The sequence below is a fragment of the Microbacterium sp. CFBP9023 genome (genome assembly GCF_034045055.1).
Classification (GTDB): Bacteria; Actinomycetota; Actinomycetes; order Actinomycetales; family Microbacteriaceae; genus Microbacterium.
The window spans coordinates 99,391-123,069 of record NZ_JAXCWI010000001.1 but is presented as its reverse complement, the minus strand read 5'-3'; the positions used below and the strand labels follow the sequence as shown (position 1 = coordinate 123,069).

The 23,679-nt window shown below is 69.5% G+C and carries 21 protein-coding genes; 9 read left to right on the top strand and 12 right to left on the bottom strand.

Annotation, left to right across the window (positions count from 1 at the left end):
• Positions 1 to 147: 147 nt before the first annotated feature.
• Both SOM10_RS00545 and SOM10_RS00540 read left to right on the top strand, forming a co-directional pair.
• Positions 148 to 750: a PadR family transcriptional regulator gene (locus tag SOM10_RS00545; RefSeq protein ID WP_053095667.1), complete on the top strand. Its 603-nt coding sequence runs from the start codon at positions 148 to 150 to the stop codon at positions 748 to 750.
• Between the two features lie 62 nt (positions 751 to 812).
• On the top strand, positions 813 to 2,150 hold the full coding sequence (locus SOM10_RS00540) for a hypothetical protein (RefSeq protein WP_320487962.1): 1,338 nt from the start codon (positions 813 to 815) through the stop codon (positions 2,148 to 2,150).
• A gap of 63 nt (positions 2,151 to 2,213) precedes the next feature.
• Here the strand turns inward: SOM10_RS00540 and hpf are convergent, their stop codons facing one another.
• From hpf to mtrA, 5 genes are all read right to left on the bottom strand, one after another.
• A complete protein-coding gene (hpf, locus tag SOM10_RS00535) occupies positions 2,214 to 2,870 on the bottom strand; it encodes a ribosome hibernation-promoting factor, HPF/YfiA family (protein ID WP_053095665.1) in 657 nt (218 codons plus the stop codon).
• 94 nt (positions 2,871 to 2,964) lie between these two features.
• Positions 2,965 to 3,654: a ComF family protein gene (locus SOM10_RS00530; protein ID WP_320487961.1), complete on the bottom strand. Its 690-nt coding sequence runs from the start codon at positions 3,652 to 3,654 to the stop codon at positions 2,965 to 2,967.
• A 109-nt stretch (positions 3,655 to 3,763) separates the two neighbouring features.
• Complete coding sequence (locus SOM10_RS00525) at positions 3,764 to 5,482, bottom strand: GerMN domain-containing protein (RefSeq protein ID WP_053095663.1); 1,719 nt, start codon at positions 5,480 to 5,482, stop codon at positions 3,764 to 3,766.
• Positions 5,479 to 7,155 carry an MtrAB system histidine kinase MtrB gene (gene mtrB, locus SOM10_RS00520; protein ID WP_320487960.1) on the bottom strand — a complete coding sequence of 559 codons (1,677 nt, stop codon included), beginning with the start codon at positions 7,153 to 7,155 and terminating at the stop codon, positions 5,479 to 5,481. The genes SOM10_RS00525 and mtrB overlap by 4 nt, the downstream gene beginning before the upstream one ends.
• 7 nt (positions 7,156 to 7,162) lie before the next feature.
• Complete coding sequence (mtrA, locus tag SOM10_RS00515; RefSeq protein ID WP_053095661.1) at positions 7,163 to 7,843, bottom strand: MtrAB system response regulator MtrA; 681 nt, start codon at positions 7,841 to 7,843, stop codon at positions 7,163 to 7,165.
• 96 nt (positions 7,844 to 7,939) lie between these two features.
• Between mtrA and SOM10_RS00510 the strand changes: the two genes are divergently transcribed.
• From SOM10_RS00510 to SOM10_RS00490, 5 genes are all read left to right on the top strand, one after another.
• Positions 7,940 to 9,364: a hypothetical protein gene (locus tag SOM10_RS00510; RefSeq protein ID WP_320487959.1), complete on the top strand. Its 1,425-nt coding sequence runs from the start codon at positions 7,940 to 7,942 to the stop codon at positions 9,362 to 9,364.
• Positions 9,361 to 10,002 carry a DUF4129 domain-containing protein gene (locus SOM10_RS00505; RefSeq protein WP_320487958.1) on the top strand — a complete coding sequence of 214 codons (642 nt, stop codon included), beginning with the start codon at positions 9,361 to 9,363 and terminating at the stop codon, positions 10,000 to 10,002. The genes SOM10_RS00510 and SOM10_RS00505 overlap by 4 nt, the downstream gene beginning before the upstream one ends.
• Entirely contained in the window at positions 9,999 to 11,192 is a 1,194-nt protein-coding gene (locus tag SOM10_RS00500; protein ID WP_320487957.1) for a DUF4350 domain-containing protein, read from the top strand. Before SOM10_RS00505 ends, SOM10_RS00500 begins: the two co-directional genes overlap by 4 nt.
• 99 nt (positions 11,193 to 11,291) lie before the next feature.
• Positions 11,292 to 12,215, top strand: a complete 924-nt coding sequence (locus SOM10_RS00495; RefSeq protein WP_222839202.1) for an AAA family ATPase — start codon at positions 11,292 to 11,294, stop codon at positions 12,213 to 12,215.
• Positions 12,216 to 13,523 carry a DUF58 domain-containing protein gene (locus SOM10_RS00490; RefSeq protein WP_056278220.1) on the top strand — a complete coding sequence of 436 codons (1,308 nt, stop codon included), beginning with the start codon at positions 12,216 to 12,218 and terminating at the stop codon, positions 13,521 to 13,523.
• Positions 13,524 to 13,533: 10 nt separating this feature from the next.
• Here the strand turns inward: SOM10_RS00490 and SOM10_RS00485 are convergent, their stop codons facing one another.
• Positions 13,534 to 14,526, bottom strand: a complete 993-nt coding sequence (locus tag SOM10_RS00485; protein WP_053095656.1) for a stage II sporulation protein M — start codon at positions 14,524 to 14,526, stop codon at positions 13,534 to 13,536.
• A gap of 16 nt (positions 14,527 to 14,542) precedes the next feature.
• On the opposite strand from SOM10_RS00485, the gene SOM10_RS00480 reads away from it, so the two are divergent.
• Positions 14,543 to 15,352, top strand: coding sequence for an RDD family protein (locus SOM10_RS00480; RefSeq protein ID WP_320487956.1), 810 nt, complete (start codon positions 14,543 to 14,545; stop codon positions 15,350 to 15,352).
• Positions 15,353 to 15,384: 32 nt separating this feature from the next.
• Here the strand turns inward: SOM10_RS00480 and SOM10_RS00475 are convergent, their stop codons facing one another.
• The 4 genes from SOM10_RS00475 to SOM10_RS00460 all read right to left on the bottom strand — a co-directional run bounded on the left by SOM10_RS00475 (position 15,385) and on the right by SOM10_RS00460 (position 18,693).
• Entirely contained in the window at positions 15,385 to 16,599 is a 1,215-nt protein-coding gene (locus tag SOM10_RS00475) for an ABC transporter permease (protein WP_320487955.1), read from the bottom strand.
• Entirely contained in the window at positions 16,596 to 17,450 is an 855-nt protein-coding gene (locus SOM10_RS00470; RefSeq protein ID WP_320487954.1) for an ABC transporter ATP-binding protein, read from the bottom strand. The genes SOM10_RS00475 and SOM10_RS00470 overlap by 4 nt, the downstream gene beginning before the upstream one ends.
• Positions 17,447 to 18,406 carry an efflux RND transporter periplasmic adaptor subunit gene (locus tag SOM10_RS00465; protein WP_320487953.1) on the bottom strand — a complete coding sequence of 320 codons (960 nt, stop codon included), beginning with the start codon at positions 18,404 to 18,406 and terminating at the stop codon, positions 17,447 to 17,449. The genes SOM10_RS00470 and SOM10_RS00465 overlap by 4 nt, the downstream gene beginning before the upstream one ends.
• Positions 18,407 to 18,486: 80 nt before the next feature.
• A complete protein-coding gene (locus SOM10_RS00460; protein ID WP_053095653.1) occupies positions 18,487 to 18,693 on the bottom strand; it encodes a DUF3499 family protein in 207 nt (68 codons plus the stop codon).
• 165 nt (positions 18,694 to 18,858) lie between these two features.
• Here SOM10_RS00460 and SOM10_RS00455 point away from each other — a divergent pair, with 165 nt between their 5' ends.
• Entirely contained in the window at positions 18,859 to 19,200 is a 342-nt protein-coding gene (locus tag SOM10_RS00455) for a metallopeptidase family protein (RefSeq protein ID WP_053095652.1), read from the top strand.
• A 30-nt stretch (positions 19,201 to 19,230) separates the two neighbouring features.
• On the opposite strand, the gene SOM10_RS00450 is transcribed toward SOM10_RS00455, so the two are convergent.
• Positions 19,231 to 20,613 carry a DUF5719 family protein gene (locus SOM10_RS00450; protein ID WP_056278215.1) on the bottom strand — a complete coding sequence of 461 codons (1,383 nt, stop codon included), beginning with the start codon at positions 20,611 to 20,613 and terminating at the stop codon, positions 19,231 to 19,233.
• Positions 20,610 to 23,591 (bottom strand): glycosyltransferase, encoded by a 2,982-nt coding sequence (locus SOM10_RS00445; protein WP_320487952.1) that lies wholly within the window; start codon positions 23,589 to 23,591, stop codon positions 20,610 to 20,612. The genes SOM10_RS00450 and SOM10_RS00445 overlap by 4 nt, the downstream gene beginning before the upstream one ends.
• Positions 23,592 to 23,679 lie beyond the last annotated feature (88 nt).

Genomic DNA, 23,679 nt, shown 5'->3' with positions numbered 1-23,679 from the left:
GCGGCGCCGCGTGTCGGGCGCGTGCCAGGCATACCTTGTCATGTTACCGGTCCGTGACCTGCACGTCGTCTGCACGTCGTCTGCATGGCGTGCCTCCAACGCGTTTCCGAGTATGTATATATTGGTCCACGACACCGGGAGGTCCATATGTCGGTCCGACAGAGTCTGCTCGCGATCCTCGCTCAGGGCCCCTGCTACGGCTACCAGTTGCGGCACGAGTTCGACCGCCGCACGGGCTCGGTATGGCCGCTCAACGTCGGTCAGATCTACAACACGCTCGAGCGCCTCGAGCGTGACGGGCTCGTCGCTCGCGGTGCAGCGGACGAGCACGGCCACGTCTACTGGGAGATCACGGCCACCGGCGCGTCCGAGGTGGACCGCTGGCTCGCGTCTCCCGCGCCACGAAGCCAGGCGACGCGCAACGAGCTCGCCATCAAGCTGGCTGTGGCGGCAACCCTCCCCGGCGCGGACGCCGCCCGAGTCATCGCGGCCCAGCGCGCGGCGTCGGAAGAGCATCTCGCAGATCTCACCGCGACGAGGGCGACGCGCGAGGACGACAGCCCCGAGGGGCTCGCATGGTCGCTCGTCGTCGATTCGATGATCTTCACGGCGGAGGCCGAGGTCCGCTGGCTCGACCATGTGCAGACCCGGCTCGCCCAGCACCCTGTCCACGCCCTCGCTCTCGAGTTGACGACCGATCGACCCAAACGTGGCAGGCCTTCGAGGGCAGACGTGGCGGCACTCGTCTGACGGGTTTCGCCTCAAGCGTATGCACAGCCAGCGGCGTCGCCCGGGAAACTAGGATCAGTCCTATGGCTGGAATATGGGGCAGACGCAAGCGCGAGCAGGAAGAGCTGGCCGCACAGGACGCCGACCTGGCTCGCCGCGCTGAGCAGGCACTCGTCTCGGCGGACGAGCGCATCAGGAGCACGTCCGACGAGCTGGCGTTCGCGGAGGCCGAACTCGGGGAGCAGCTGACTCGCGACCTGAAGAAGGCGCTCGCTGCGGTGCGCACGCATCTGCGCGAGGCATTTCAGCTCCACCAGCTCAACCACGATGAGATTCCCGACACGCCTGAGGAGCTCCGCACCCGCAACGCGCGGATCATCCAGCTGTGCGATTGGGCGCAGGATCTGCTCGACGAGAAGACGTCGGATCTCGCGGCATCGATCTCGAAGGTGCGTCGCGCACCCGAGATCATCGCCCAGGTGCGTGCCGATGCCGAGGCGCTGAGCGCACGGATCCCGCACACGAACGAGACCGTCGCGCGTCTCTCCGCGCGTTACTCGGACTCGGCGATGCACCAGATCACGGCGAGCGCCGCCGAAGCAGAGCAGCTGATCGCGTTCGCAACGCACGGCGCGGCCGTCTCAGAGCGTCGCCGCGCGGCGAAGCAGAACGAGGAGGCGAACCTCGCACTGGAGACCGCCACCGAGGCCACGCGGCGCGCTTCCGCGCTGCTCGACGCCGTGGAGGACTTCGAGATCGAAGCGCTGCGAGCGGAGTCGACCCTTGCCGAGGTCGTCGCTGATTCACGCAACGACCTCATCGCCGCGCGCACCGCACCCCAGGTGCCGGCCGTCGCGGTCGCCGTCTCCGCGCTGCAGGACGCGCTGAGCGCCCTGTCGCCCGCGGGGACCCCCGGGGATCCCTTCGCCGAGCTGTCGCAGCTGCGCGACGCGAACACGGCTCTCGACGACGCGATCGCCACCGCTCGGCACCGCGAGGCGCACCCGCTGCCCAGCATCCAGCAGGTGCAGCATGCGATCGATGATGCCGACCGCCAGCTCGGCGTCGCCCGCGGACTCATCGCCGGGCACCGCGGCTGGATCGGCGCCGACGCGCGCACGCGCCTCGCCGAGGCCGAGAGGCTGCGGGTCGATCTGTCGGATCTGCTTCCGGCGGAAGAGACGCGCGACGAGGCTCTGGCCAGTGCACGACGCGTCGCACACCTGGCTTCTGAGGCCCTGCAGCTCGCCCAGCGCGACATCGATTCCTCACGGCCGCAGGATCAGGGCTGGGGCGGCGGAAACGGCTGGGGCGGCGGCGGCTGGAGCGGCGGCGGCCGACGCGGCGGTGGCGGCGACGTCGCCTCGGGCATCCTCGGCGGCCTCGTCATCGGCAGCATCCTCGACGGCATCTTCGACTGACGCGGTCGCACAACGCGACGACGGGCCGGGCCCCTCTGGGGCCGGGCCATCGTCGGCTCAGCCTCAGGAGGCGAGCGCCTCAGTGGGCGGAGCCTGCGTCTCGAGAGCGATCACACCGTAATCCCAGCCCTTGCGTCGGTAGACGACGCTCGGGTGGTCGGTGCGCACGTCCACGAACAGGAAGAAATCGTGCCCGACCAACTCCATCCGGTCGACGGCCTCTTCGACGGTCATCCATTCCGCTCCGAAGTTCTTGGTGCGGATGACCACCGGCGAGTAGACCTCGTCGTCCTCGTTCTGGATCGGCACGTTGCCGGTCGCGACGGCCCGCAGGACATCCACGGATGCCGGCTGGACATCGATGCCCTCCAGCGCTCCGCTCTCCTTCTCGAAGTGCGCCCCACGCGGGTGCTGGCGTCCGTCGACTCGCTTCTCCTTCGCTCGACGAAGCTGCTCGGCCATCTTGTCGACGGCCATGTCGAGTGCGACGAACTTGTCTCCGTCCGTGGCTTCAGCGCGCACGACGGGGCCCTTGCTGACGAGCGTGAGCTCCACGGTCTCGTCCGGCACGTGACCGTTGCGGTACACCCGGTGGGTGACCTTGACATCCAGCCGTTGCGCACGGGACGCGAACGTCTGGATCTTGGCGATCTTCTCTTCGACAACGGCTCGGAATCGATCGGTGATACCCACCCCGACGCCAACGATGCTCGTTTCCATTGCTGCCTCCTTGTCCCGGTCCTCCCGGCCAAGGGCGGACCGTGGTCGCCTTGTGACCCCCAACGGTAGTCGGCCTGACCTCGGATGTCACGGGTCAGTTGCTGCGTGTCCCCGATGCGTTCACATTCCGTTCGCTGTGACGCGGCGTGGCGGCGAGCGCGACCGCTGTCAGGACATGTGCGCCCGCGTCTGTCAGCGCGCGAGCCGCCTCATCGAACGTCGCACCCGTCGTGACCACGTCGTCGACGAGCACGACGGTCTCACCCTCGAGCGCACGTCGCGCTCGCATGCTCCCGCGGACGTTCTCCGCTCGGCTCTCGGAATCGAGGCCTCGCTGGTCCGTGCGCCGACCCCGCAGAACGAGCAAGCGGTCGGGAAGCCGACCCGCCCGCCGGATCAGCAGCTCGGGCACCCGGTAGCCGCGCCGTCGAAAGGCCGTCACCGATGTCGGGATCGGCACGAGGTGGAGCGGCCGATCGGCATCCGGGCGTGCCTCGAGCACGTCGACCACCTCCCCCAGCGCCGATCCGAGCGGGCGAGCGAGCACCGTCTCGCCGTCGTCCTTCATCCTGCGGATGCATCGCGCCGCGACCGACTCGAAGGGCATCGCCGCGCGGACCTCCAGTCCGGCGGGCGTGCGGCGGACGAGCGGCTCCGGTCGGATGCTCTGTCGGCACGAGCCGCAGAGCAGCGTCTCGGGCCGGTCGCACCCCGCGCAGGTCGCCGCGAGCAGAAGGGCGAGTATCTCGAGTCCTACGGCGCGGGCCGGTGGATGCGGTGACATCCGTCGATGCTCTCGCAACAATCCGGCGCCGGGGCTGCAGAGGCTGCGCGGAACGCGGCCGTCATGGACTGTCAGTCGATGTCGGACGGCCGTGCAGGGACAGTCGCGCTCAGTGCCCCGCACGCGTCGCGAGAAGTGAGACTCCGCTGATCGACTCGCTCCATGCCGAGCCCGCACGGGCGAACACGGCGCCGTCCGCGCCCAGCACTCGCAGACCGGTGGCTGCGCGCGCACCCGCCAGGGACACCGCGCCGGTCGGAGCCACCTCTGACGTGCCAGGCCCTCCGACCACCTGCGTGACGACCATCCGGTCTGCGGGATCCGTCAGCAGTCCGAGACGATCCGCGCCCAGCCAGACGAGGCCGATGGCGCCGCCGTCGAGCTGCGCCAGCGGCTCGGTGGGTCCGAGCTCGGTCGGAAGCCCGGCCTCATCGCGGATCACCGATGACACGACGATCCAGCGCTCGCCCCCGATCACGACGGCCGCGGCGACGCGGGCCCCATCCGCCGAGACGCGGATGGCGGATACGGAGGAGGCCTCCGGCCACGCGCCCGCGATGCTCTGAGGGGCGACATCGCTGCCGATCGCCTGCAGAGCCGCCGGTGCGTTCGAAGGGACCGACCACGTGTAGTCGTAGGGATCCATGGACGGCCGCACCAGCGATGGGCGGTCGTCCAGCTCGTTGAAGCTGCCTTCACCTGCGAGCCACACGTGCCCGTCGATGAGCTGCACGGCCGCGTGGGAGCTGTCGACCGACACGTCGACCGCTGTGACGGGCTGACCCGCGTTCACGATCTGGTCCGAGACGCCGGGGATCGGCGTGATCTCTCCACCGACCAGCATGCCGAAAGTCCCGTCCTTCAGCACGAGGCTGCCCGGATCGGCCTTGTCCGTCACGACCTCGACGACCCCGGCCTCCAGTGTGCGGCCGTCGACCGTGAAGCGCACCTGGTCGATCTGCACGCCCCCGGCGGTCAGGGTCGCCTGGAGCTGAGTGCGCATGCGCGCGAGGGTGGTCGGGTCGAGGCCCAGCGCCGCCCGGTTCAGGGCGACGTCGGCGATCTGGTCGGGGTCGATCGGCACGGAGTCCCGTGCGAGCTGCACCTCCTGCGGGAACGCGCTCTGCACGGCCGGATCGAGCCAGGGGCTGGGCGCGCCGCCGATCAGCGACTGCGCGATGGTCGTCGCCACCGTGGCGCGTCGAGGGAACCAGCGCACATCGGGCACGAGTCGTTCCCACGTCTGATCGAAGTACTGCAGCGCGTAGTCGTCGTACACGCGCGAGAACCTGGATTCGTCGATCACCACGCCGTCCGGCGCCTCGGCGATCCGCCACTGGCCGTCTGTGAGTTCGACCACGAAGGCCGAGTTCGAGGCGCCGAACGCCTCGGAGTACGCTCCGGTCGCGTCGACGCTGGCGACCTGATCGAAGGCGACCCTCACGTCGGCCGTGTCGCCGTCATCGGCATCGTCGTCTTCGTCGACATTCGAACTGAACGAGCGGGTCGCCGAGCTCACATCGATCGACACGCCGGTGTTCGGACGCCAGGTCGATGCGAGCTCCGGGGTGAGAAAGCTGCGAGCGGTGTTCCAGTTGTCGGCCGGGGTGATCGCGGCCTCCATGAAGCCTTCGACGATCGCCGCAGGCCCCGCGCCGTCCACCGGACCCGAAGCGAGCGGGAGGAAGTCCTGCCCCTCGGGGGACGCCCCGAGGGGCTTTCCCGGCTGTGCGTCTCCGCTGGTCGGAAGGCCTGTGCACGCTGACAGGATGAGCACGGTCGCCGCGATCACGAGACCACGCAGCGCGCGCCGAGTCCGCGCGGTCATTCGATGCTCCCTCGATCGAAGAGCTCCGCCGGGACATCGGCGAGCTGGATCGGCTGCGTGGCATCGCCGAGTTCGGCGAGCGGCTCCTGCGGCTCGATCGGGATGGGCGAAGGCCCATCCGTCGCATCGCCACGGCGAGGCAGGGTCAGAACGAAGTTCGTCCCGACGCCGAGTTCGGACCACACCGCGAGCGATCCGCCGTGGAGAGTCGCATCGCCGAGCGCGATCGACAGTCCGAGCCCCGTGCCCCCGAGAGTGCGCTGGCGGGAGGGGTCAGCGCGCCAGAATCGGTCGAACACCCGCTCGGCATCCGCCGGGTCCATGCCGAGCCCGAAGTCGCGGACGCCGGCGGCGACCGCATGCTGATTGCTGTCGACGGTGACCACGATCGGTCGGCCCTCGCCGTGCTCGATCGCATTGCCGATCAGGTTGCGCAGGACTCGTCGCACTCGCCGCGGATCCATGTCGACCGGCGAATAACCGCCGGGGGCGACGAGCCTCAGCTCGCTGCCGCGATCGTCGGCGAGAGGACGCATCTGCTCGATGATGTCCTCTGCCAGATGTGCGAGGCTCGTCGCCTCGAGCTCGAGCTGCACGGAGCCTGCGTCGTAGCGGCTGATCTCGAGCAGATCCGACAGCAGCGTCTCGAACCGCTGCACCTGCGTGTGCAGGAGCTCGGTGGTGCGAGCGGTCGTCGGATCGAACTCCTCCCGCTGATCGTTCAGCATGTCTGCGGCGAGGCGGATCGTGGTGAGCGGAGTCCGCAGCTCATGCGACACATCTGACACGAAGCGCTGCTGCACGAGTGACAGCTCGCCGAGCTCCTTGATCTGGGATTCGATACTGTCGGCCATGGCGTTGAAGGAGCGTCCCAGGGTCGCGATCTCGTCTTCCCCGTGCACGTCGATGCGGACGCCGAGGTCGCCCGAGGCCAGACGCGCGCTCGTCTCGGCAGCCTCGACGATAGGCGTCGACACGGTGCGGAGAACGATGAAGGAGATCGCGGCGACGATCGCAACCAGACCTATGCCGGCGACCCACAGGGTGCGCTGCACGAAGGTGAGAGTGTTGTCTGCATCCGCGAGGTCGTACGCGAAGTAGATCTCGAACGCCCCCGCCTCGGGAACCCGCAGCTGCTGCCCCACGATGATCCCGGGGACAGCTCGGCCGCCGACCTCGAGTGATACGGACTGCCAGGACTGCCAGTCGTCGAACTCGACCACCCTGTTCCTGAGGCCCGAGGTGATCAGATTGTCGCTCAGCCCGGCGGTGAAGCCGTTGAGCGGGACGTCGGGGTCGACCTCCATGCGGAATCCGGCAAGACCTTCGGCCGTCGAATTGCGTCCGAGGTCCTCCTGCACGCTGTCCCACAGCTCCGGCAGGGCTGCCGGGTCATCGCCCAGCGCCGTCGCGTCCAGGGTCGCCTGCGCCTGGTTCACCGAGCGGGCCGCGTCTTCGAGCGCCTCGTTCTTGCGGGATTCGAACAGATCGTTCTGGATCACCAGCGCCATCGTCACGCAGGTGATCAGGATCGCGGTGGACGTCAGCAGGAGCGTGATCGTGAGCGTCCGGAATCGCAGAGAACTGCGCCACAACGCTTGGACGACGGTCGGCCAGCCACGCCAGTCGCGGATGACAGCGACCGCCGTGGTGGTCGCTGTGGTCGCGGCCATCGTGGGCCTAGCCCGCGCTCCCGGCACGGTAGCCGACGCCCCGTACCGTCATGACGATCTTGGGGTTGTCCGGGTCGAGTTCGACCTTCGCCCGCAGACGCTGCACGTGCACGTTGACCAGCCGCGTATCGGCCTTGTAGTGGTAACCCCACACCTGCTCGAGCAGCATCTCCCTCGAGAACACCTGCTGGGGCTTCGACGCGAGCGCGACGAGCAGTTGGAACTCCAGGGGCGTGAGAGCGATCGGAGCCGTGCCGCGGCGCACCTCATGGGCGTCGACGTCGACGGTGAGGTCTCCCACGCGCAGCTGCTCCCCCACATTCTGCGACGTGGGCCGCAGTCGGGTTCTGATACGAGCGACGAGCTCCTTCGGGTTGAAGGGCTTGACGATGTAGTCGTCGGCTCCGACCTCGAGTCCTCTGACCACATCAGCGGTGTCGCTGCGGGCGGTGAGCATGATGACGGGGACTCCGGATTCGGCGCGGATGCGTGTGCAGATCTCGATGCCGTCCATCCCGGGCAGCATCAGGTCGAGCAGCACGAGATCGGGACGCTGTGCGCGCCACTCGTCGACCGCCCGCGCACCGTCGGCGCAGAACACCGGCTCGAAACCTTCCGTGCGCAGCACGATGCCGATCATCTCGGCGAGCGCGGTGTCGTCGTCGACCACAAGAATGCGTGAGGTCATAACTGTTACCTTATGGCACTCAGTACCACGCTCCTCCTGTCTACGCGCCCGACGGGTCATGTGACACGATGGGAGCGCACGACGGAGGGAGTGCCGGTGAGCGGCCAGACATGGACCCCTGCCCCGAAGAAGGGCATCATCCCCCTGCATCCGCTGACGTTCGGGATGCTGTTGAGCAAGTCGTTCGTCGCGCTGCGCCACAACCCCAAGGTCCTCTTCGGCTTCGGCGTCGTGATCCAGCTCGCGGTCGTGGTGCTCAGCGCCACGGTGATGGGCTTCGTGTTCGTCACGACGTTCACGCGGCTCGAGTCGCTCTCTCCCTCCTCCCCGGACTTCGAGGCCGTGTTCGCCGGAACGATCGCGATGAACATCGTCGCGGGCATCTCCGTCGGTCTCGCGTCCGTCGCTTTCACCGCTCTGATGCAGGGCGTCGTCGCAGCCGAGATCGGCTACGCCGCGATCGGGGTGAAGGCCACGCTGAAGACCCTCTGGCGCAAGATGACCCCGTCGTTCTGGCGGCTGGCCGCCTTCGCTTCGCTCTCGGTCATCTTCATCTTCGGTGTGATCGTCATCCTCTTCGTCATCGTCGCCGGCTTCGTCGCCAGCGGGCTCGGCGGATCCGCTGAGGCCATCGGCGGCGTCGTCATCCTCGTGCTGCTCGTCCTGCTCACGACGATCCCCCTCCTGGTCTGGCTGACGACCAAGCTGCTGCTGGTGCCGTCCATCCTCGTCCTCGAGCGCGCGAAGCTCCGCGATGCGCTCGTGCGCTCGTGGCGACTCACCCGCGGTCGCTTCTGGATCGCCTGGGGAGTCACCTTCCTGATCGGCGCCATCATGGGCGCCGCGATGCAGCTCGTGAATCTCCCCGTGTCGCTGCTGAGCTCGATGCTCGGATCGGTCATCGCCCCGACCGGCTCTGCGGACACTGCCGCGATCATGGGGTTCGTCTTCGCCCTCCTCGCCCCGCAGATCCTGCTCCTCGTGCTGCAGGCCATCACGCTCGTGGTGCAGAGCACCGCAGGAACCCTCGTGTATCTCGACAGTCGGATGCGCTACGAGGGTCTCGACCAGGCGCTGATCAGTCATGTCGAGCGACGCGACCTGGGGTGGACGGAGGAACAGCTCGGCGACCCCTTCGTCGTCGACGCCTCGCGCGCCGTCTCGAGTGCACCGCCGCCCAAGCAGGTGCCCGAATGGGCGACGATGACGCCGGCCGGCTATGGGGCGCAGCCGTATGGAGGGCAGCCGTATGGAGGGCAGCCGTACCCGGCACAGCCATACCCGGCACAGCCGTACCCCGGGCAGCAGTACCCGGCACAGCCGTACCCCGGGCAGCAGTACGGGTACCCGACTCAGCCTCCCCCTTCACAGCCGCCGTACGCGCCGCCGGCTGCGACCGTCCCGCCTCAGCCACCGGCGTATCGGCCGGCACCGGCGCCCGCCGCTCCCCCGGCATCCTCAGCGCCCGCGGACGACTCCACCTGGGCGGCCCCCGGAGCGGGCAGCGAAGGATCTGCATGATCCGCCCGCTGGACGATGTGCTGGTGCCCGACGGAGACGAGGCGAGACAGTGGGCCGAGCAGGAGCTCTCCGACCCGCGCTATGCCGATGCGAAGCCGACGTGGTTCGATCTCGTCGCGCGTGACATCGGACGGTTCCTCGCCGATCTGTTCAGCTCCGACAACGGCGCCAGCGTCGGGCCGTCTGCACTGATCATCGTCAGCGTCATCGTCTTCGGCGCTCTTGTGGCGGCCCTCATCATCTGGGGTCGCCCTCGCCGCTCCCAGGCGATCCGTCGGCCGGGTGCCGGGCTTCTCGGCGCCGAGGACGACCGTTCGGCGGCGCAGCTGCGTGCGGATGCCGACCGTGCCGCGCGAGCGGCGGACTGGGACGAGGCGACGGTCCTGCGGTTCCGCGCGCTCGCGAGAGGACTCCTCGAGCGCGACCTCATCGAGCCGTCCCCCGGCGCGACGGCCCAGGCGATCGCGCGCGAGGTCTCTGTCGTGTTCCCTGCGGAGACGACGCCCGTCCGCCAGGCCGCCGTGTTCTTCGACGACGTGCGCTATCTGCGGCATCCCGCGACCGCTGATCGCTACGCGGAGCTCGCAGCGACAGACGACCGTCTCAGTGCCCTGCGCCCGGAAGCAGTGACCGCGTGAGCGTTGCCGAGCAGCAGGACGTCCCCGCGTCGACCGCCGAACGCGCGCCTCGAGGCCGACGGTCGCGAGCTCTGCTCGGATGGCTGATCATCGTGGCGCTCGTCCTCGGCGGCGTCTTCGTCGCGATACAGGTCGGTGTGCGCATGCCCGATCAGCGGGGTTCGCTCGATCCCGAGAGCGTGAGCGACTCGGGTGCCATGGCCATCGCGCAGATCCTGCAGGAGAACGGCGTCGAGGTCTCGGTCTTCCGTTCGCGCACCGAGGCGAGCCAAGCGCTCGATGACGACGCCACGCTCGTGATGGCGAATCCGTACACGCTCTCCGACGAGGCGATCACCGAGCTCATCGATCCCGCCGACCGGGTGGTCTTCCTGTCGAGCAGCACACACCTGCTGAGCCTCTTGCGGATCGGCGACAACGCCACCCCGGATTTCACCCCGGTGCGGGCGGACTGCGACGCACCCGAGTTCGCGGACGTCGGCTCGATCCGTCCTGATCGGCTGTTCACACCCGCCGACGGCGTGGAGGGATGCTTCGGCGACGACGACGCGGCGGCCGTGCTCATCGATGAGAGCGACGGAGCCACGCATGTCGTCGTCGAGGGTGCGCGCCTCTTCAGCAACGCCTATCTCGCAGACGACGGCAACGCCGCACTCGCGCTCGCGCTGCTCGGACAGACCGAGCGCGTCGTCTGGTACGTGCCCAGTTTCGGCGACACGGACATCGAGGGCGAGACCGAGGACACCCTCGGGTCGCTCACCCCTGGATGGGTGACACCGGCCATCCTGCTGCTCATGCTGGCCGGCGTCGCGGCAGCACTGTGGCGCGGTCAGCGCTTCGGACCGCTCGTCGCCGAGACGCTGCCGGTGACGGTCCGCGCCTCGGAGACCATGCACGGTCGCGCACGTCTGACCGCGAAGGCCGGCGACGCCGCGCACGCGGGCGAAGCTATCCGTGACGGGAGCCGGCGCCGCCTGGCGCGCAGGCTCGGCCTCGCTGTCACCGCCAGTGCCGAGGAGGTCGCGGATGCCGCAGCCGACCGGCTGCGCGTGCCGCGTGGCTCGCTGCACGAGCTGCTCGCGGGCGCGCCACCCGTCGACGATCCGTCACTGATCGACCTCGCGCGCCGACTGCAGGAACTCGAGAGCGCCGTCGACGCCTCGTCCTTCACGGAGCGGAGATCCGAATGAACCGCCCCCGCCGAACCGCCGTCCATCCATCATCCGACCGGAAGCCGAGGACACCACGTGACCGCTGAGAACTTCAACGACGCCGAGCTGCGTCAGGCCATGCACCGCGTGCGCACGGAGGTCGACAAGGCCGTCGTGGGCCAGGCGGGCACGGTGACCGGCCTGCTGGTGTCGCTGCTCGCGCGAGGACATGTGCTGCTCGAGGGCGTGCCCGGGGTGGCGAAGACCCTGGTCGTGCGCTCGTTCGCCCGGGCGCTCGGCCTCGACACGAAGCGCGTGCAGTTCACCCCCGACCTCATGCCGGGAGACGTCACCGGTTCGCTGGTCTACGACGCCCGCACGGGCGAGTTCGACTTCCGTGCGGGTCCGGTGTTCACGAACATCCTTCTCGCCGACGAGATCAACCGCACGCCTCCGAAGACCCAGGCCGCCCTGCTCGAGGCGATGGAAGAACGTCAGGTGTCCGCCGACGGTGTCAGCCGAGCTCTGCCCGACCCGTTCCTCGTCGCCGCGACGCAGAACCCGATCGAGCACGAGGGCACGTATTCGCTGCCGGAGGCTCAGCTCGACCGCTTCCTGATGAAGCTGGTCGTGGGAATGCCGGAGCGGGATGCCGAGGTGTCCGTGTTGCGCAAGCACGCCTCCGGCTTCTCCCCGCGCGAGCTCACCGGCGTGGAGGCGACCGTCTCCGCGGACGAGATCCGTGCGGCTCAGGATGCGGCAGGACGCGTCGAGGTCACCGATGACGTCCTCGGCTATGTCGTCGACCTCGCCAGAGCCACGAGGCAGTCGCCCTCGGTCGAGCTCGGCGCGAGCCCACGCGCCTCCACGGGTCTGCTCGCCGCTGCGAAGGCGTGGGCGTGGCTCAACGCATCCTCTGCCGTCACGCCGGATCACGTGCAGACGATGCTCGTCCCCGTCTGGCGGCACCGGCTGCAGCTCCGTCCGGACGCCCAGATGGAGGGCGTGTCCGCGGATGCCGTGCTCACATCCGTCGTCCAGCAGACCAGGGTGCCGATCTAGGTGTTCGTCACCGGCCGTCTCGCGCTTGCCGTCGCCGTCGGCATCGTCCCGCTCGTCCTCGCCGGGCTGGCGGACTTCCCGCCCTATGCCGCCCTCGGCATCTGGGTGCTGCTCTGCGTCCTGCTGATCGTCGTCGACGTGCTGCTGGCTCCGAGCCCCCGCTCCGTCGTCGTGACCAGGCGCGTGCCGACGCGCACCCGCATCGGCGAGCAGGTCCCCGTGAGCGTCGCGCTGCAGAATCAGGGTCCCCGGACGCTCCATGCGCTGATCCGCGATGCCTGGCAGCCGACGGCCGGAGCGGGTGAGGCCCGTCAGCGACTCAGCGTCCCGCCGGGTGAACGGCGACGCGTCTCCATCCCCCTGCTGCCACGACGTCGCGGCGAGCTGGCGAGCGAGTTCGTGATGATCCGCTCGCTCGGTCCGCTCGGCCTCGCCGGCCGGCAGGCCCGTCACCTCGTACGCGGGACCATCCGGGTGCTGCCCGCCTTCTCGTCGCGGAAGCACCTCCCCTCCCGCCTCGCGCGTCTGCGGGAGCTCGACGGGAACACGAGCATCCAGGTGCGCGGTCAGGGTACCGAGTTCGACTCGCTCCGTGAGTACGTCCGAGGGGATGACGTGCGGTCGATCGACTGGCGCGCCACCGCTCGCGCGGGCACCACGATGCTGAGGACGTGGCGACCGGAGCGCGACCGCCACGTCGTGATCATCATCGACACCGGCCGCACGGCCGCCGCGCGCGTCGGCGACGGCACGAGGGTCGATGCCGCCCTGGAGGCGTCTCTTCTGCTCGCGGCCCTCGCCGCGCGTGCGGGCGACCACGTGCATCTGCTCATGTACGACCGGGTCGTGCGGGCGCGCGTGACCGGTGTGGAGGGGACAGCGCTGCTTCCGGCGCTGACCGATGCGATGGCTCCGGTGCACGCGCGTCTCGTCGACACCGATTGGCCGGGTGCTTTCGCTGCCGTGCGCACGCTCACGACCCGTCCGTCGCTCATCGTGGTGCTCACCGCTCAGGATGCGGCCGAGTCGGCTCGCGGATTCCTCGGTGCGTTCCCCGACGCGAGCAGGTCGACATCGATCCTCGTCGGTTCGGTCACCGACGACGGCATCGCGGATCTCACGACGCGGCGCGGATCTCGGGAGGAGATCTACCTCGCTGCAGCGGCCGAACGCACGATGCGCGACGCGGAGAACGTGGCCGACGCGGTGCGCCGCGCGGGAGGCGAGGCGATCGCCGCTGACCCCGAGTCGCTGCCTCCGAGGATCGCAGACCGGTACCTGGAGCTGAAGGCCGCCGGGCGCCTCTGAACGCAGAGAGTCAGCCGGCCAGGAGCCTGGGCGTACCTGCCTCGTACTCGACGAGGTCTCCGGTCTCGCCGCGGCGATACGCTCGACCGCCGATCACGAGCATATAGATGAGGAACGCCGCGAGGGCGGCGACGCCGATGCCGATCTTGACCGGCCAAGGCAGCGCCCACCCCGTCACGAATCCCTCGATCAGTCCGGACACGAACAGCGCGAAGACGAGTCCGATCGCCACTGTCGCGAGCGAGCGTCCCTCGGACGCGAGTGACTCGCCTCTCGAACGGTGTCCCGGCGCGACCCACGACCAGAACAGGTGCAGACCCGCCGCAGCCGCGACGAAGATCGATGTCATCTCCAGGAGCCCGTGCGGAAGGATGTAGAGGATCATCACATCGACCTGGTCGTGTGCGGCCATGACCGCGCCCGACACGCCCAGCCCCATCGCGTTCTGCACGAGGACGTTGATCGGCCAGATGCCGGTGATGCCGAACAGCACGCATTGCAGGGCGATCCAGGCGTTGTTCCACCAGACCATGCCCATGAACACCGCGGCCGGGTTCTCGGTGTAGTAGCCGGTGAAGCTCTCGTCGGCGTACTGCTCCAGCAGGTCCGGCGGGCCGAGGGTCGCGAGGAGTGCCGGATCTGCCGAGATCCATGTCGCGGTCCCGACGACGATCGCGATGAATGACGCCGCGATCACGAGCGTCGTCCAGCGCAGTCGATAGAGCGCGGCGGGCAGCTGCAGCGAGAAGAATCGGCCGGTCTGGGTGAGGATGCTGTCGGACGCCCCGGTGAGTCGCAGCCGCGCGCGCACGAGGATCGTCGAGAGGTACGCACCTTGAGGCGACTCCCCCACCGAGGTCTTGAGCTCAGCGAGATCCGCGGACGCCGCGCGGTAGCGGACGATCAGCTCGTCGACGCCCGCGCCGTCGAGCCGAGCACGGCTCAGCTGGTCGAGCCGTTCCCACTCGGCGCGGCGTGCATCTGTCAGCGCATCGGCATCCACCTGATTTACTGTACTCATGTCCGCCGCGCTCGATGCATCCGACGAGGTCCTCTCGGGCGAGGCCGTCGCGATCGACGTGCAGCCGATCGGCTTCGTGTTGCGAGCCGCGGGCGCGATCATCGACCTCCTGGTCAGCCTCGCGGTGTTCCTGTCGACGATCTTCCTGCGGATCTGGCTCCTCGACATCGGCGTCCTGACCCAGGCGACAGACACGATCGCCTTGATCGCCTCGATCGTGATCAGCTTCGTGGTGCTGCCGATCACCATGGAGGTCGCCCTCAAGGGCCGCAGCCTGGGCAAGCTCGCCGTCGGGGGTCGGATCGTGCGACTCGACGGCGGCGCGACCGGTTTCCGCCATGCGTTCATCAGGGCACTCCTCGGCGTCCTCGAGATCTACATGACGCTGGGCAGCATCGCGGTGCTCGCCGGAGCGTTCAGCGCCCGCTCGCAGCGGCTGGGAGACATGGTCGCCGGCACCTACAGCCAGCGCGTGCGCACGCCGAAGCTGATCCCGAGCGTCCCCGTGCTGCCGCCGATGCTCGCCGGCTGGGCGCAGATCGCCGATGTCGCGCGCCTCCCCGACCGTCTCGCGCGCCGCATCTCGCAGTTCCTGCAGAGCGCTCAGCGGATGGTCCCGTCAGCTCGCGCCCGAGTGGCGCAGGATCTCCTGACCGAGGCATCGCCGTTCGTCTCGCCTCTGCCTCAGGCCGCCCCGGAGGTTGCGCTCATCGGCATCACCGTGCTGCGGCGCGAGCGGGAGCGCAGAGCGCTGGAGAACGCCGACCGCCGAGCGGAGAAGCTCACCGGCCGACGCGTCGGGGCCTGAGCACACCGGTCTCTTCGCGAACCCCGGCGCCGTCAGAATCGGATCGCGTCGATCACCTTGACGCGAAGGGCGACCAGTGCAGGGATGAAGCCGGCGACGGCGCCCACCAGGATCGACGCGGCGAGCCCCACGAAGGCCGCGCGCATCGGGAACGGCGGAACGTCCTGGATCCCGTAGAACAGCGAGGTGACGACCCAGTCCGAACGGAGCACCGCGACGACGATCGCGATGCCGACGAGCCCCGCCACCGTCGTCGCGACGAGGCTCTCGAGGAAGACCGAGAAGAAGACCCGGCCCGAGGTGGCGCCGAAAGCGCGACGCACGCCGATCTCACGCACTCGCTGCCGCATCGCGACGAGCTGGATGTTGATCAGACTCAGAGCTCCCAGCGCGAGGATCACGGCAGCGATGCCGCCGGTGACCATCTCGAACGTCGCCTGCGCATCCAGCGCACCGGGCTGGGCGGCCCAGTCCGACCGGCTGACCGACACCGTCTGCCCGTCCGGGAGCCCTGCGCGAAGATCCATGGCGAGCACCGGTGCGATCTCGTCGACCTGCTCCTGCCCGAGCCAGACCTCGTACTGCGGCCAGGCGCTCTCCGGCAGAGCATCGACGCGGGCACGATACGCGTCGTAGAGGATGTCGACCCGAAGCTCCTCGTCTCCGAACCCCTGGCGAGGCACGACACCCACGACCTGATAAGTGCCACCCGCAGGCCCCGCGAGCGTGAGAATCGGATGCTCCGCGACGGGCGTGCGACCGATGCGATCCCACAGCGCCTCCGTGATCACGACGGGCGGGGAGAGTGCGTCGGCATCCGCATCCCGCATCCATCGGCCCACGAGCAGCTGCTCGCGGTGGATCTCGGAGTAGAGCGGATCGATCAATCGTGAGTTGACATCGACGATGCCGTCCGGCAGCTGCACCGGAACGACCATGCCCTGCGCGATCCGGGCCGTGTGGCTGAACTCGAACCGCTCGGTGACGCGCGTGAACCTCTCATCGAAGGCGTCGAAGTCGACCGGCGCCCCGTCGTCGCTGCTGATCGTGACGACCAGGGTCGCCGCCCTGCCTCCCCAGCGATCCGACTGCTCTGCCTGGAACTGACGCTGATATTCCGAGACGGCGACGACCCCGGTGAGGGCTGCCACCGAGACCGCGATGCCGATCAGGCTGAGCAGCACACGCAGCTTGTGGACGCGGATCTCCGCCCACGCATCCGACAGCGCTCCGAGGATGCCGGTCATGACGCGGCTCCGCGACGCGAGTACGGCATGGCCGGCATGCTGCCAGGTGTCGGCATCTCGGCCCCGGTGGACGTAGCCGCCGGTGCGGATGCGGCCGGGACGGATGAAGAGGGAACGGATGCGGAGGGAACGGACGCCGCGAGGGTCGAGGCTTCGAAGGCGCGGCTGAGATCCGCAGGCTCGAGGACCCCGGCGTCGAGTCGGTAGTGCCGTCGGGCACGGGCGGCCACATGGAGGTCGTGCGTGATGGTCACCAGCGCCGCGTCGGTCTCGGTCGCGACCTCGTCGAGCAGCGACATGACGGACGCGCCCGTGTCGATGTCGAGTGCGCCGGTCGGCTCGTCCGCGAGGATCAGCACGGGCCTGCGCACGAGGGCCCTCGCGATCGCGACCCGCTGCTGCTCTCCTCCCGAGAGTCGATCGGCGACCTGCTCGATGCGATGACCGAGGCCGACTCTCTCGAGCATGTCAGCGGCGATCTGCCTCCTGTTCCAGAACAGCCGACCGCGCGCATGGCCGAGTGGCATCATCACATTGTCGAGCGCGGTGCGCCCCGGGAGCAGATTGAACTGTTGGAACACGAAGCCGACGTTGTCGCCGCGCAGCCGGTCCAGCCGCCCCGACCGCATCCGACGCACTTCGCGATCCTCGAACGACACGGAGCCGGTGGTCGGAGCGTCGAGCATCCCGAGGATGTTGAGCAGCGTCGACTTCCCGGAGCCCGACCTGCCGACGATCGAGACGTGATCGCCCGCACTGACCTCGAGCGTGATCCCTCGCAGGATCTCCAGCTCCGAGTCGTCAGCGAGCCGCACGCTCTTCGTCACATCGCTCAGCGCGACGAGAGTCACCAGCTGACCCCGCTGTCGCACTGCTCGACTCCGGGAGCCACCTCGTAGCAGACCTCCTCGACCGGGGCGACGAAGCCGGGGACGAACTGGCGGATCGACTCCCCCTCTTCGAGGCCGGAGACCACCTCGACCATGGCCCCGTCATTCACGCCGAGCTCGACCGCTCGCTCTTCCGGTTCAGCGCCGTCGCCGGCATCGACCCAGACGTTGCCCGTGCCCGCGCCACCCTGCACAGCGGTGACCGGCACCACCAGGGCGTCGTCCACCTGCCCGAGCGCCAGATCCATCGTCGCCGGCAGACCGGCGAAGACGACCTGGTCACCGGGCACCGCGCATCGCACGCTCGCTGTGCCCTCGGCGCTCACCTGCACCCGCACTCCTGTGCACACGAACGGCGCGGGCCCCCCGGTGATCGTCACCGATGCGTCGGCCGGCGCATTCACCAGGCGGTACAGCTGGACCGGCTCGACGGTCGCGAGCAGGTGGTAGCGCGCGGGCGTGAGCGTGAAGATCTCGGTTCCGGTGGATGTCGCCTGACCCTTCACGAGAGCGATCTCCGAGACGTCGCCGGCCTCCGGCGCGACGACGTCCACATCCTTCTTGGGCTCGTCCTGCCTGATCGTGAAGAGCTTCTGCCCCGCCGCGACGGTCGCCCCGTCGGGGACATGCACCGCGACGACCGTTCCGGTGATCTCCGACCGCACCGGGAACGCGTCGTCGCGTGCGACGTTGCCGCTCAGGGTGAGAGCGTTCACCACCGAGCCCCGTTCGACCGGGATGACGGGATCGACGATCGACGACTCGGGGCTGACCATCGCCTCTGTGGCGTCCGGGAAGAACGCGATCTTCACGAGAGCCGCGGCGCACGCACCGAAGACGAGAACGAGAAGAAGAGGGAAGATCCAGCGTCGCCAGACGATCACGGCTGCCTTTCCGGCGGCGCCGCCCTGGCGCATCCGCGGTCAGCGTATCGGCATGCGTCGATGACCCACCCGCCCCGAGGCGGCGTGTCCCCGTCGGCGATGCGGACGGTATATCAGGCGCGAAGCGCCTCGTGCCGGACGACGAGCCATCCCGCAGGAACGGACAGGCGGTCCGCATGCTGTGCGCACAGATCGTGCGCGTTCGGGTGGCGCGCCATCCCCAGGGGCCCGAGCGCGGCCATCTGATCGCCGTAGTCGTAGGTGAGAGTGGCCACGGCCTCGCGCGCGCAGCCGACCTTAGAGCAGAGTCTTCCGTCCATTCACGCCAGGCTACGTCGAGGTTCATCGGATGAGCGGATGCCGCGCCGCCGCGCCCGTCGGACTCGGCCTAGACTTTCGCTATGCCCCGTCGCTCCCGCACCTCTGACGCACCCCGCCGCGGGGCCAGGCACGGGCGCCACGGTCGGCTCGGACGCAGCGAGGTCGTGCGCCCTCCACTCGCCCCTCTCGACGGGCGCATCGACCGGTTCGATCTGACCGTCGGCACTGCGGTGGAGTTCCTTCGAGGAACCTGGCCCGAACTGCAGGAGGTGCGGTTCGAGATCGGCGCCATGCCCGCGTTCGAGGCCGCAGACGAGGTCCCGCGCTGGTACCTCGATCACGAGAAGGCGCGCATCGTGCTCTTCCGGCTTCCCATCGAACGGCTGCTGCCGCCGGGACACGACGACTCCGCCCACCGCAGGATGGCGATCGAGAGCGCCGTGTTCAGAGCTGCGGCCGAGTACGTCGGCCGCGAGCCCTGGGACCTCGGCGGCCACGAGCACTGAGCTCAGAGACCGTCCTCGCCGGTCCGCGGGTCACGGGTAGACGGTGATGCTCTGCTGCGCCCCCGCAGCCGGCCATACCGGCCAGACCGCGAGCGCTCCGGGCGCGCTCATCGTGACGGAGGCATGCACCGGCGCCGAGGTCGACAGCGCATACACCGTGCGCGGCGTCACATCGACCGACGCCGACGAGTGGGCGGGGACAGTGACCTCGACGGGCTCTCCGCCCGATGTCGATGCGACCTGCACCGTCGCATCGACATCCTCGTCGTTGGCGAGCACGAGGCGCGGCGTCGGCCCGGCAGGAACGGCGACGTACACGTCATCCTCGAGCTCCGGCGCCGGCGTGACCCAGGCGAAATCGTCCTGCGGCCCGGCGACATCCTGCTGCCGCACCGCGGCGAGCACAGGGTTGTCCGATTCGATGCTCATCGTGTAGTCCCCCGGCGACAGCGCGGAGAGCGACAGCTCGGTGGGTGCGTCGGCGGTGAGCGGAACGGTGAACTCGTCGGCGATCGTCGACGCACCGACCTCTCTGACCGTCACGACGGCCTGGGAATCGACCTCGGGTGACATCAGCCGCAGAACCGCCATGTCTGCGTTGTCGCCCTGGTTCTCGAAGACCTGGATGCCCGGGAGCACCGGCTGACGCTGCGCAGCGGGAACCGCATCCTGCAGGTCGATGCCCGAGGGATCGAGGGTCCGGGTGAGCGACGACTGCAGTACAGCGCGCACGGGCGACCCTGTCGCGGTCACCTTGACGATCGGGAAGTCCGATCCGGCGGCGATCGAGGACAGCGCGAGCGCGACCTGAGACTCCGCGGGGACGATCACGGTGCTGGACGCCCGCGCAGACCCGAACACGCCGAGAGAAACAGTGGAGGGCACGACCCCGGGGTTCGTGAGAACGATCAGGTCCTCGGTCCCGGTGGCGACCGTTCCGCCGACGAGCCACGACTCGATGCCCGCAGGACGGCAGGGCGCCGCGGCGAGACCGAACAGGTCCGCCTCCTGCACGCTGACCGACTCCGTGGCGCCGAGCAGCGGCGCCTGGCGTCCCTCGACAGGGCCCACGAGGCGTTGCGCGGATCCGCCGTCGGCGAGGTCCTTCGCAGGCAGGGGACTCGACTCCGGTCGCCCGGACGACCCCTCGGAGGTCAGTTGGGGAGACGCCGCCGACACCATCTCGAGCGGGTTGGAGGGATCTCGACCGACCGCGCGAAGGTCACCGTTGCAGACGAGAACGGTGTCACCCGGAAGGGGCGCCACCTGCGCCTGAGCGGGCTCGTGCGAGACAGTCGGCCACGGCGCGGTGATGCCGACGACGACACCGACGACGCACGCTCCTGCGACGACGGCGCCTGTCAGGACTCGAGCGCCGGTCGCCGCCACCCGGAATGCGCGGTTGCGGGTCATCGCCGCTCCTCCTCACCCTGTTCGGTCGACGGCTGGGCCTCGACTGCCGCATCCGGCTCGGGCCCGTCCGAGGGCGCGGCGTCGGCTGTTGCGGCTGTCTCAGCGACCTCCGGATCGCTGTGCGGTTCTGCGGCGCCGTCGCGGTCCTCGGGGTGCCGAGGCAGCACGAGCGGCTCTTCCGGTGCTCGTCCGACGATGCGCGAGCGGGCGCGAGCTGCTCGCCGCGACGCACGTGTCGGCACGGACAGCAGCAGCGCCGCGAGCACGAGCACGAGCTGGACCGTGATCACGAGGCGCGCTGTCGCCTGCTGAGCGGTCGAGAGCGGAGCCCGTGGCGAGGCGTCGGCCTCCAGCCTGTAGAGCACACCACGGTCGGTCGAGCCGGCCTGGACGAAACCGGCCCGCTGGTCGAGCGATGTCACCGCGGCCGTGCGCAGAGAGCGAGCACGGTCCGACTCCTCACCCGAGACCTGTGCGAGCAGGACGTACGAGATCCCCGTCCGAGCCAGCTCATCAGCCGCATCGAAGTCCCTGGCCGAGAGCAGATCGACCGCGAGCGTCGTGAGGTCGGAGCCGCGCAGCTCCGTCGCTGTCGAGAGGATCGTCGTCTGGGCGCTCAGCGTCTCGCTTCCGCCCCACGCCACCTCGGTCGCCAGGCCGCCGTCGTTCTGCGGGGTGAGCACGAGGGTTCCGATCTGACGGTCGGCACCCGCCTGCGCTGCGACATACGCCGGCAGCGTCGATGCGGGACCGTCTCGGAGCTCCGACTCGTCCGCGTGGACCGCGGCCAGGGCAGGAACAGCGCACACGGCGATCGCAAGACCGGCGACCGCCGCGCTGAGCACCCGGACCCGTGGCATGGTCACCGCGGTGTCGAGCGTCACGAGGGCGGCTCCGGTGACGCCGATCCACGCGAGGCTGAGACCCGAACCCGGCCAGATGGCGACGGGAGTCCCCTGGGCGAAGGACACGGCGACTCCCACGGCCAAGAACGCGGTGGCCAGGCCGCAGAGCGCGACGAGCAGAAGAGTGATTCCGGCTCGCCAGCGCGGGGCGACCGCTGATGCGAGAGCGAGGAGCGCGAGCGGGGCGAGCAGCACCCCCACCCACGGCGCGAGCTCGAGGCCGAGCCACGTCGCCCACCCGGCCATGTCACCGCTGGGGAATCCGCTGGCCAACGCGAGTCTGCCTGCGGCATCGGCCGCTGCCTGCGGACCGGCCCAGATCGAGCCGGGATCCGCGAGCACCGCGAGGATGTCTCCGCGGCTCAGCTGCCAGACCACGAGCGGCGCGAAAAGGGCGACGGCAGGAATCGGCACCCAGACAAGGCGGACGGCTCCGCGGATACGAGCGCCGGCGAGGGTGATGCCGAGCGCCACGACCCACAGCAGGAGGAGTGCCGGGGCGAGCGAGGGCGCACATGCCGCGACCGCGGCGAAGAGGAGCGACGCTGCACCTGCCGCGCCCCACGAACGATGGGCCACCGCCCCGGCGTGGAAGAGCCAGGGCAGGAGGAGGTGCACCAGCACAGCGGCGGGGCGACCGTCGACGAGCGCGGTGAGGAAGGTGGGAGCGAGCGCCCACACGATTCCGGCGAAGATGCGCAGACCCGCACGATCGGTCACTCGCGTGGCCGCGAACCAGCCGCCGAGCACGGCGAGGGGCAGCGCCAGCACCCAGAGGAGCACGAGGGAGAACGACGGGGCGGCCGGCCAGAGGGAGCCGAGCACAGCGAGCACTCCGGAGAAGGGATCCGCGGGGCCGACGACGTCGACTCCGAGACCGCGCAGCCCCCAGGCGGCGTCATTCCACAGCGCACCCACCGTCGACCGCAGCGGAAGCAGCGCACCGCCACCGAGCACGGGCCACGCGAGGATCGTGGTGAAGGTCGCGATGCTGACGACGAGGGCGCCCAGCACCGCCCAGGCGCCGCCGCCCGAGAAGAACCGGAGCTCACTGACCGCTCCGCCCTCGCTGCCGTGGCCGTCATCCAGCCGACGACGAAGATCGGAGCTGCTCACACGTAACGGGGCGATGCTCGACCAGCTCGAGGTGCGGAAGGAGCGGATGCGAGAACGAGACCGCGCGATCGCGCCGAAGCGGAAGATCGCCGTCACCGCAGCCGCCCACTCGGGCGCGACGGCCTCCGGCCTCTTGCCGATCAGGTCGGCCATGGATCGCCAGAGCGCGAGAGGAAGCAGAGTGAGCCAGTGCAGCGGAACGGAGATCGCCGGGGCATAAGCGAGGCGGCGGTGCAGCTGGGCGAGTCTGGTCGCGAACGCGCGCCTGCCCCGCGCGGTCGGAGGTGTCCCTGGTCCGTCCGGTGATACGGATACGCGCGCCGAGGGCGCGAGCACGACGCGTCCGCCGCCGAGGCGGGCACGCACTCCGAGGTCGAGACCCAGGTCGGCTCCCGCGAGCGCCGGATCCGGACGCAGCGCATCGCGGACCTCGCCGCGGATCAGCATGCCGCGGATGTCCGCACCGAGCGCGTCGTCGCTGGCATCGTGCTGTCCTTGGTCGAGCTCGCCGCCGGCCAGCTCCACCGAGCGCCCCAGGGTCGTCATGCTGACGCCCAGAGAGACGATCTCGCGGTCGTTGTCGGTCTGCACGAGCTTGGGCGCCACGATCGCCGCCGACGGAGATCGTTCGAGAGTGCCGATCAAGCGCTCGAGCGCTCGCGGGTGCGGAGCGGTGTCCTGCGCGAGCAGCCAGACGGCGCTGCCCTCGAGGATGCGGGGTCTGGCGAGTTCGACGGCATCCGCGAATGAGGTGTTGCCGCGCGCCTGGATGATGCCCTCGACTGTGCTGGTCACGGCCTCGCTCTCGCGAGCCGACGCCGCGTCGCCGCACATCACGAGGGTGATGGCGGCTGCGGGCGTCGTCTGGGAGCGCAACGCATCGAGTGTGCGGAGCAGCTGCGCGCGGGCGGAGGAACCGGGGCGCGCGACGATGATTGCGTGAACTCGGGCTGGCATGACGTGGTCAGCCTATGCGTGCGACAGGAATCGGGGGCTGACCCGACCCGGCGTGGCCGCGAAGCTATGAACGCGGACGAATCACTGC

Coding starts and splice junctions, on each gene's coding strand:
- SOM10_RS00475 (WP_320487955.1), bottom strand. CDS start 16,599: ATGACCGGCATCCTCGGAGCGCTGTCGGATGCGTGGGCGGAGATCCGC.
- SOM10_RS00525 (WP_053095663.1), bottom strand. CDS start 5,482: ATGACCGCGCGGACTCGGCGCGCGCTGCGTGGTCTCGTGATCGCGGCG.
- SOM10_RS00545 (WP_053095667.1), top strand. CDS start 148: ATGTCGGTCCGACAGAGTCTGCTCGCGATCCTCGCTCAGGGCCCCTGC.
- SOM10_RS00465 (WP_320487953.1), bottom strand. CDS start 18,406: ATGCGCCAGGGCGGCGCCGCCGGAAAGGCAGCCGTGATCGTCTGGCGA.
- SOM10_RS00495 (WP_222839202.1), top strand. CDS start 11,292: ATGCACCGCGTGCGCACGGAGGTCGACAAGGCCGTCGTGGGCCAGGCG.
- SOM10_RS00460 (WP_053095653.1), bottom strand. CDS start 18,693: ATGGACGGAAGACTCTGCTCTAAGGTCGGCTGCGCGCGCGAGGCCGTG.
- mtrB (WP_320487960.1), bottom strand. CDS start 7,155: ATGGCCGCGACCACAGCGACCACCACGGCGGTCGCTGTCATCCGCGAC.
- SOM10_RS00530 (WP_320487961.1), bottom strand. CDS start 3,654: ATGTCACCGCATCCACCGGCCCGCGCCGTAGGACTCGAGATACTCGCC.
- mtrA (WP_053095661.1), bottom strand. CDS start 7,843: ATGACCTCACGCATTCTTGTGGTCGACGACGACACCGCGCTCGCCGAG.
- SOM10_RS00505 (WP_320487958.1), top strand. CDS start 9,361: ATGATCCGCCCGCTGGACGATGTGCTGGTGCCCGACGGAGACGAGGCG.
- SOM10_RS00445 (WP_320487952.1), bottom strand. CDS start 23,591: ATGCCAGCCCGAGTTCACGCAATCATCGTCGCGCGCCCCGGTTCCTCC.
- SOM10_RS00450 (WP_056278215.1), bottom strand. CDS start 20,613: ATGACCCGCAACCGCGCATTCCGGGTGGCGGCGACCGGCGCTCGAGTC.
- hpf (WP_053095665.1), bottom strand. CDS start 2,870: ATGGAAACGAGCATCGTTGGCGTCGGGGTGGGTATCACCGATCGATTC.
- SOM10_RS00540 (WP_320487962.1), top strand. CDS start 813: ATGGCTGGAATATGGGGCAGACGCAAGCGCGAGCAGGAAGAGCTGGCC.
- SOM10_RS00480 (WP_320487956.1), top strand. CDS start 14,543: ATGTCCGCCGCGCTCGATGCATCCGACGAGGTCCTCTCGGGCGAGGCC.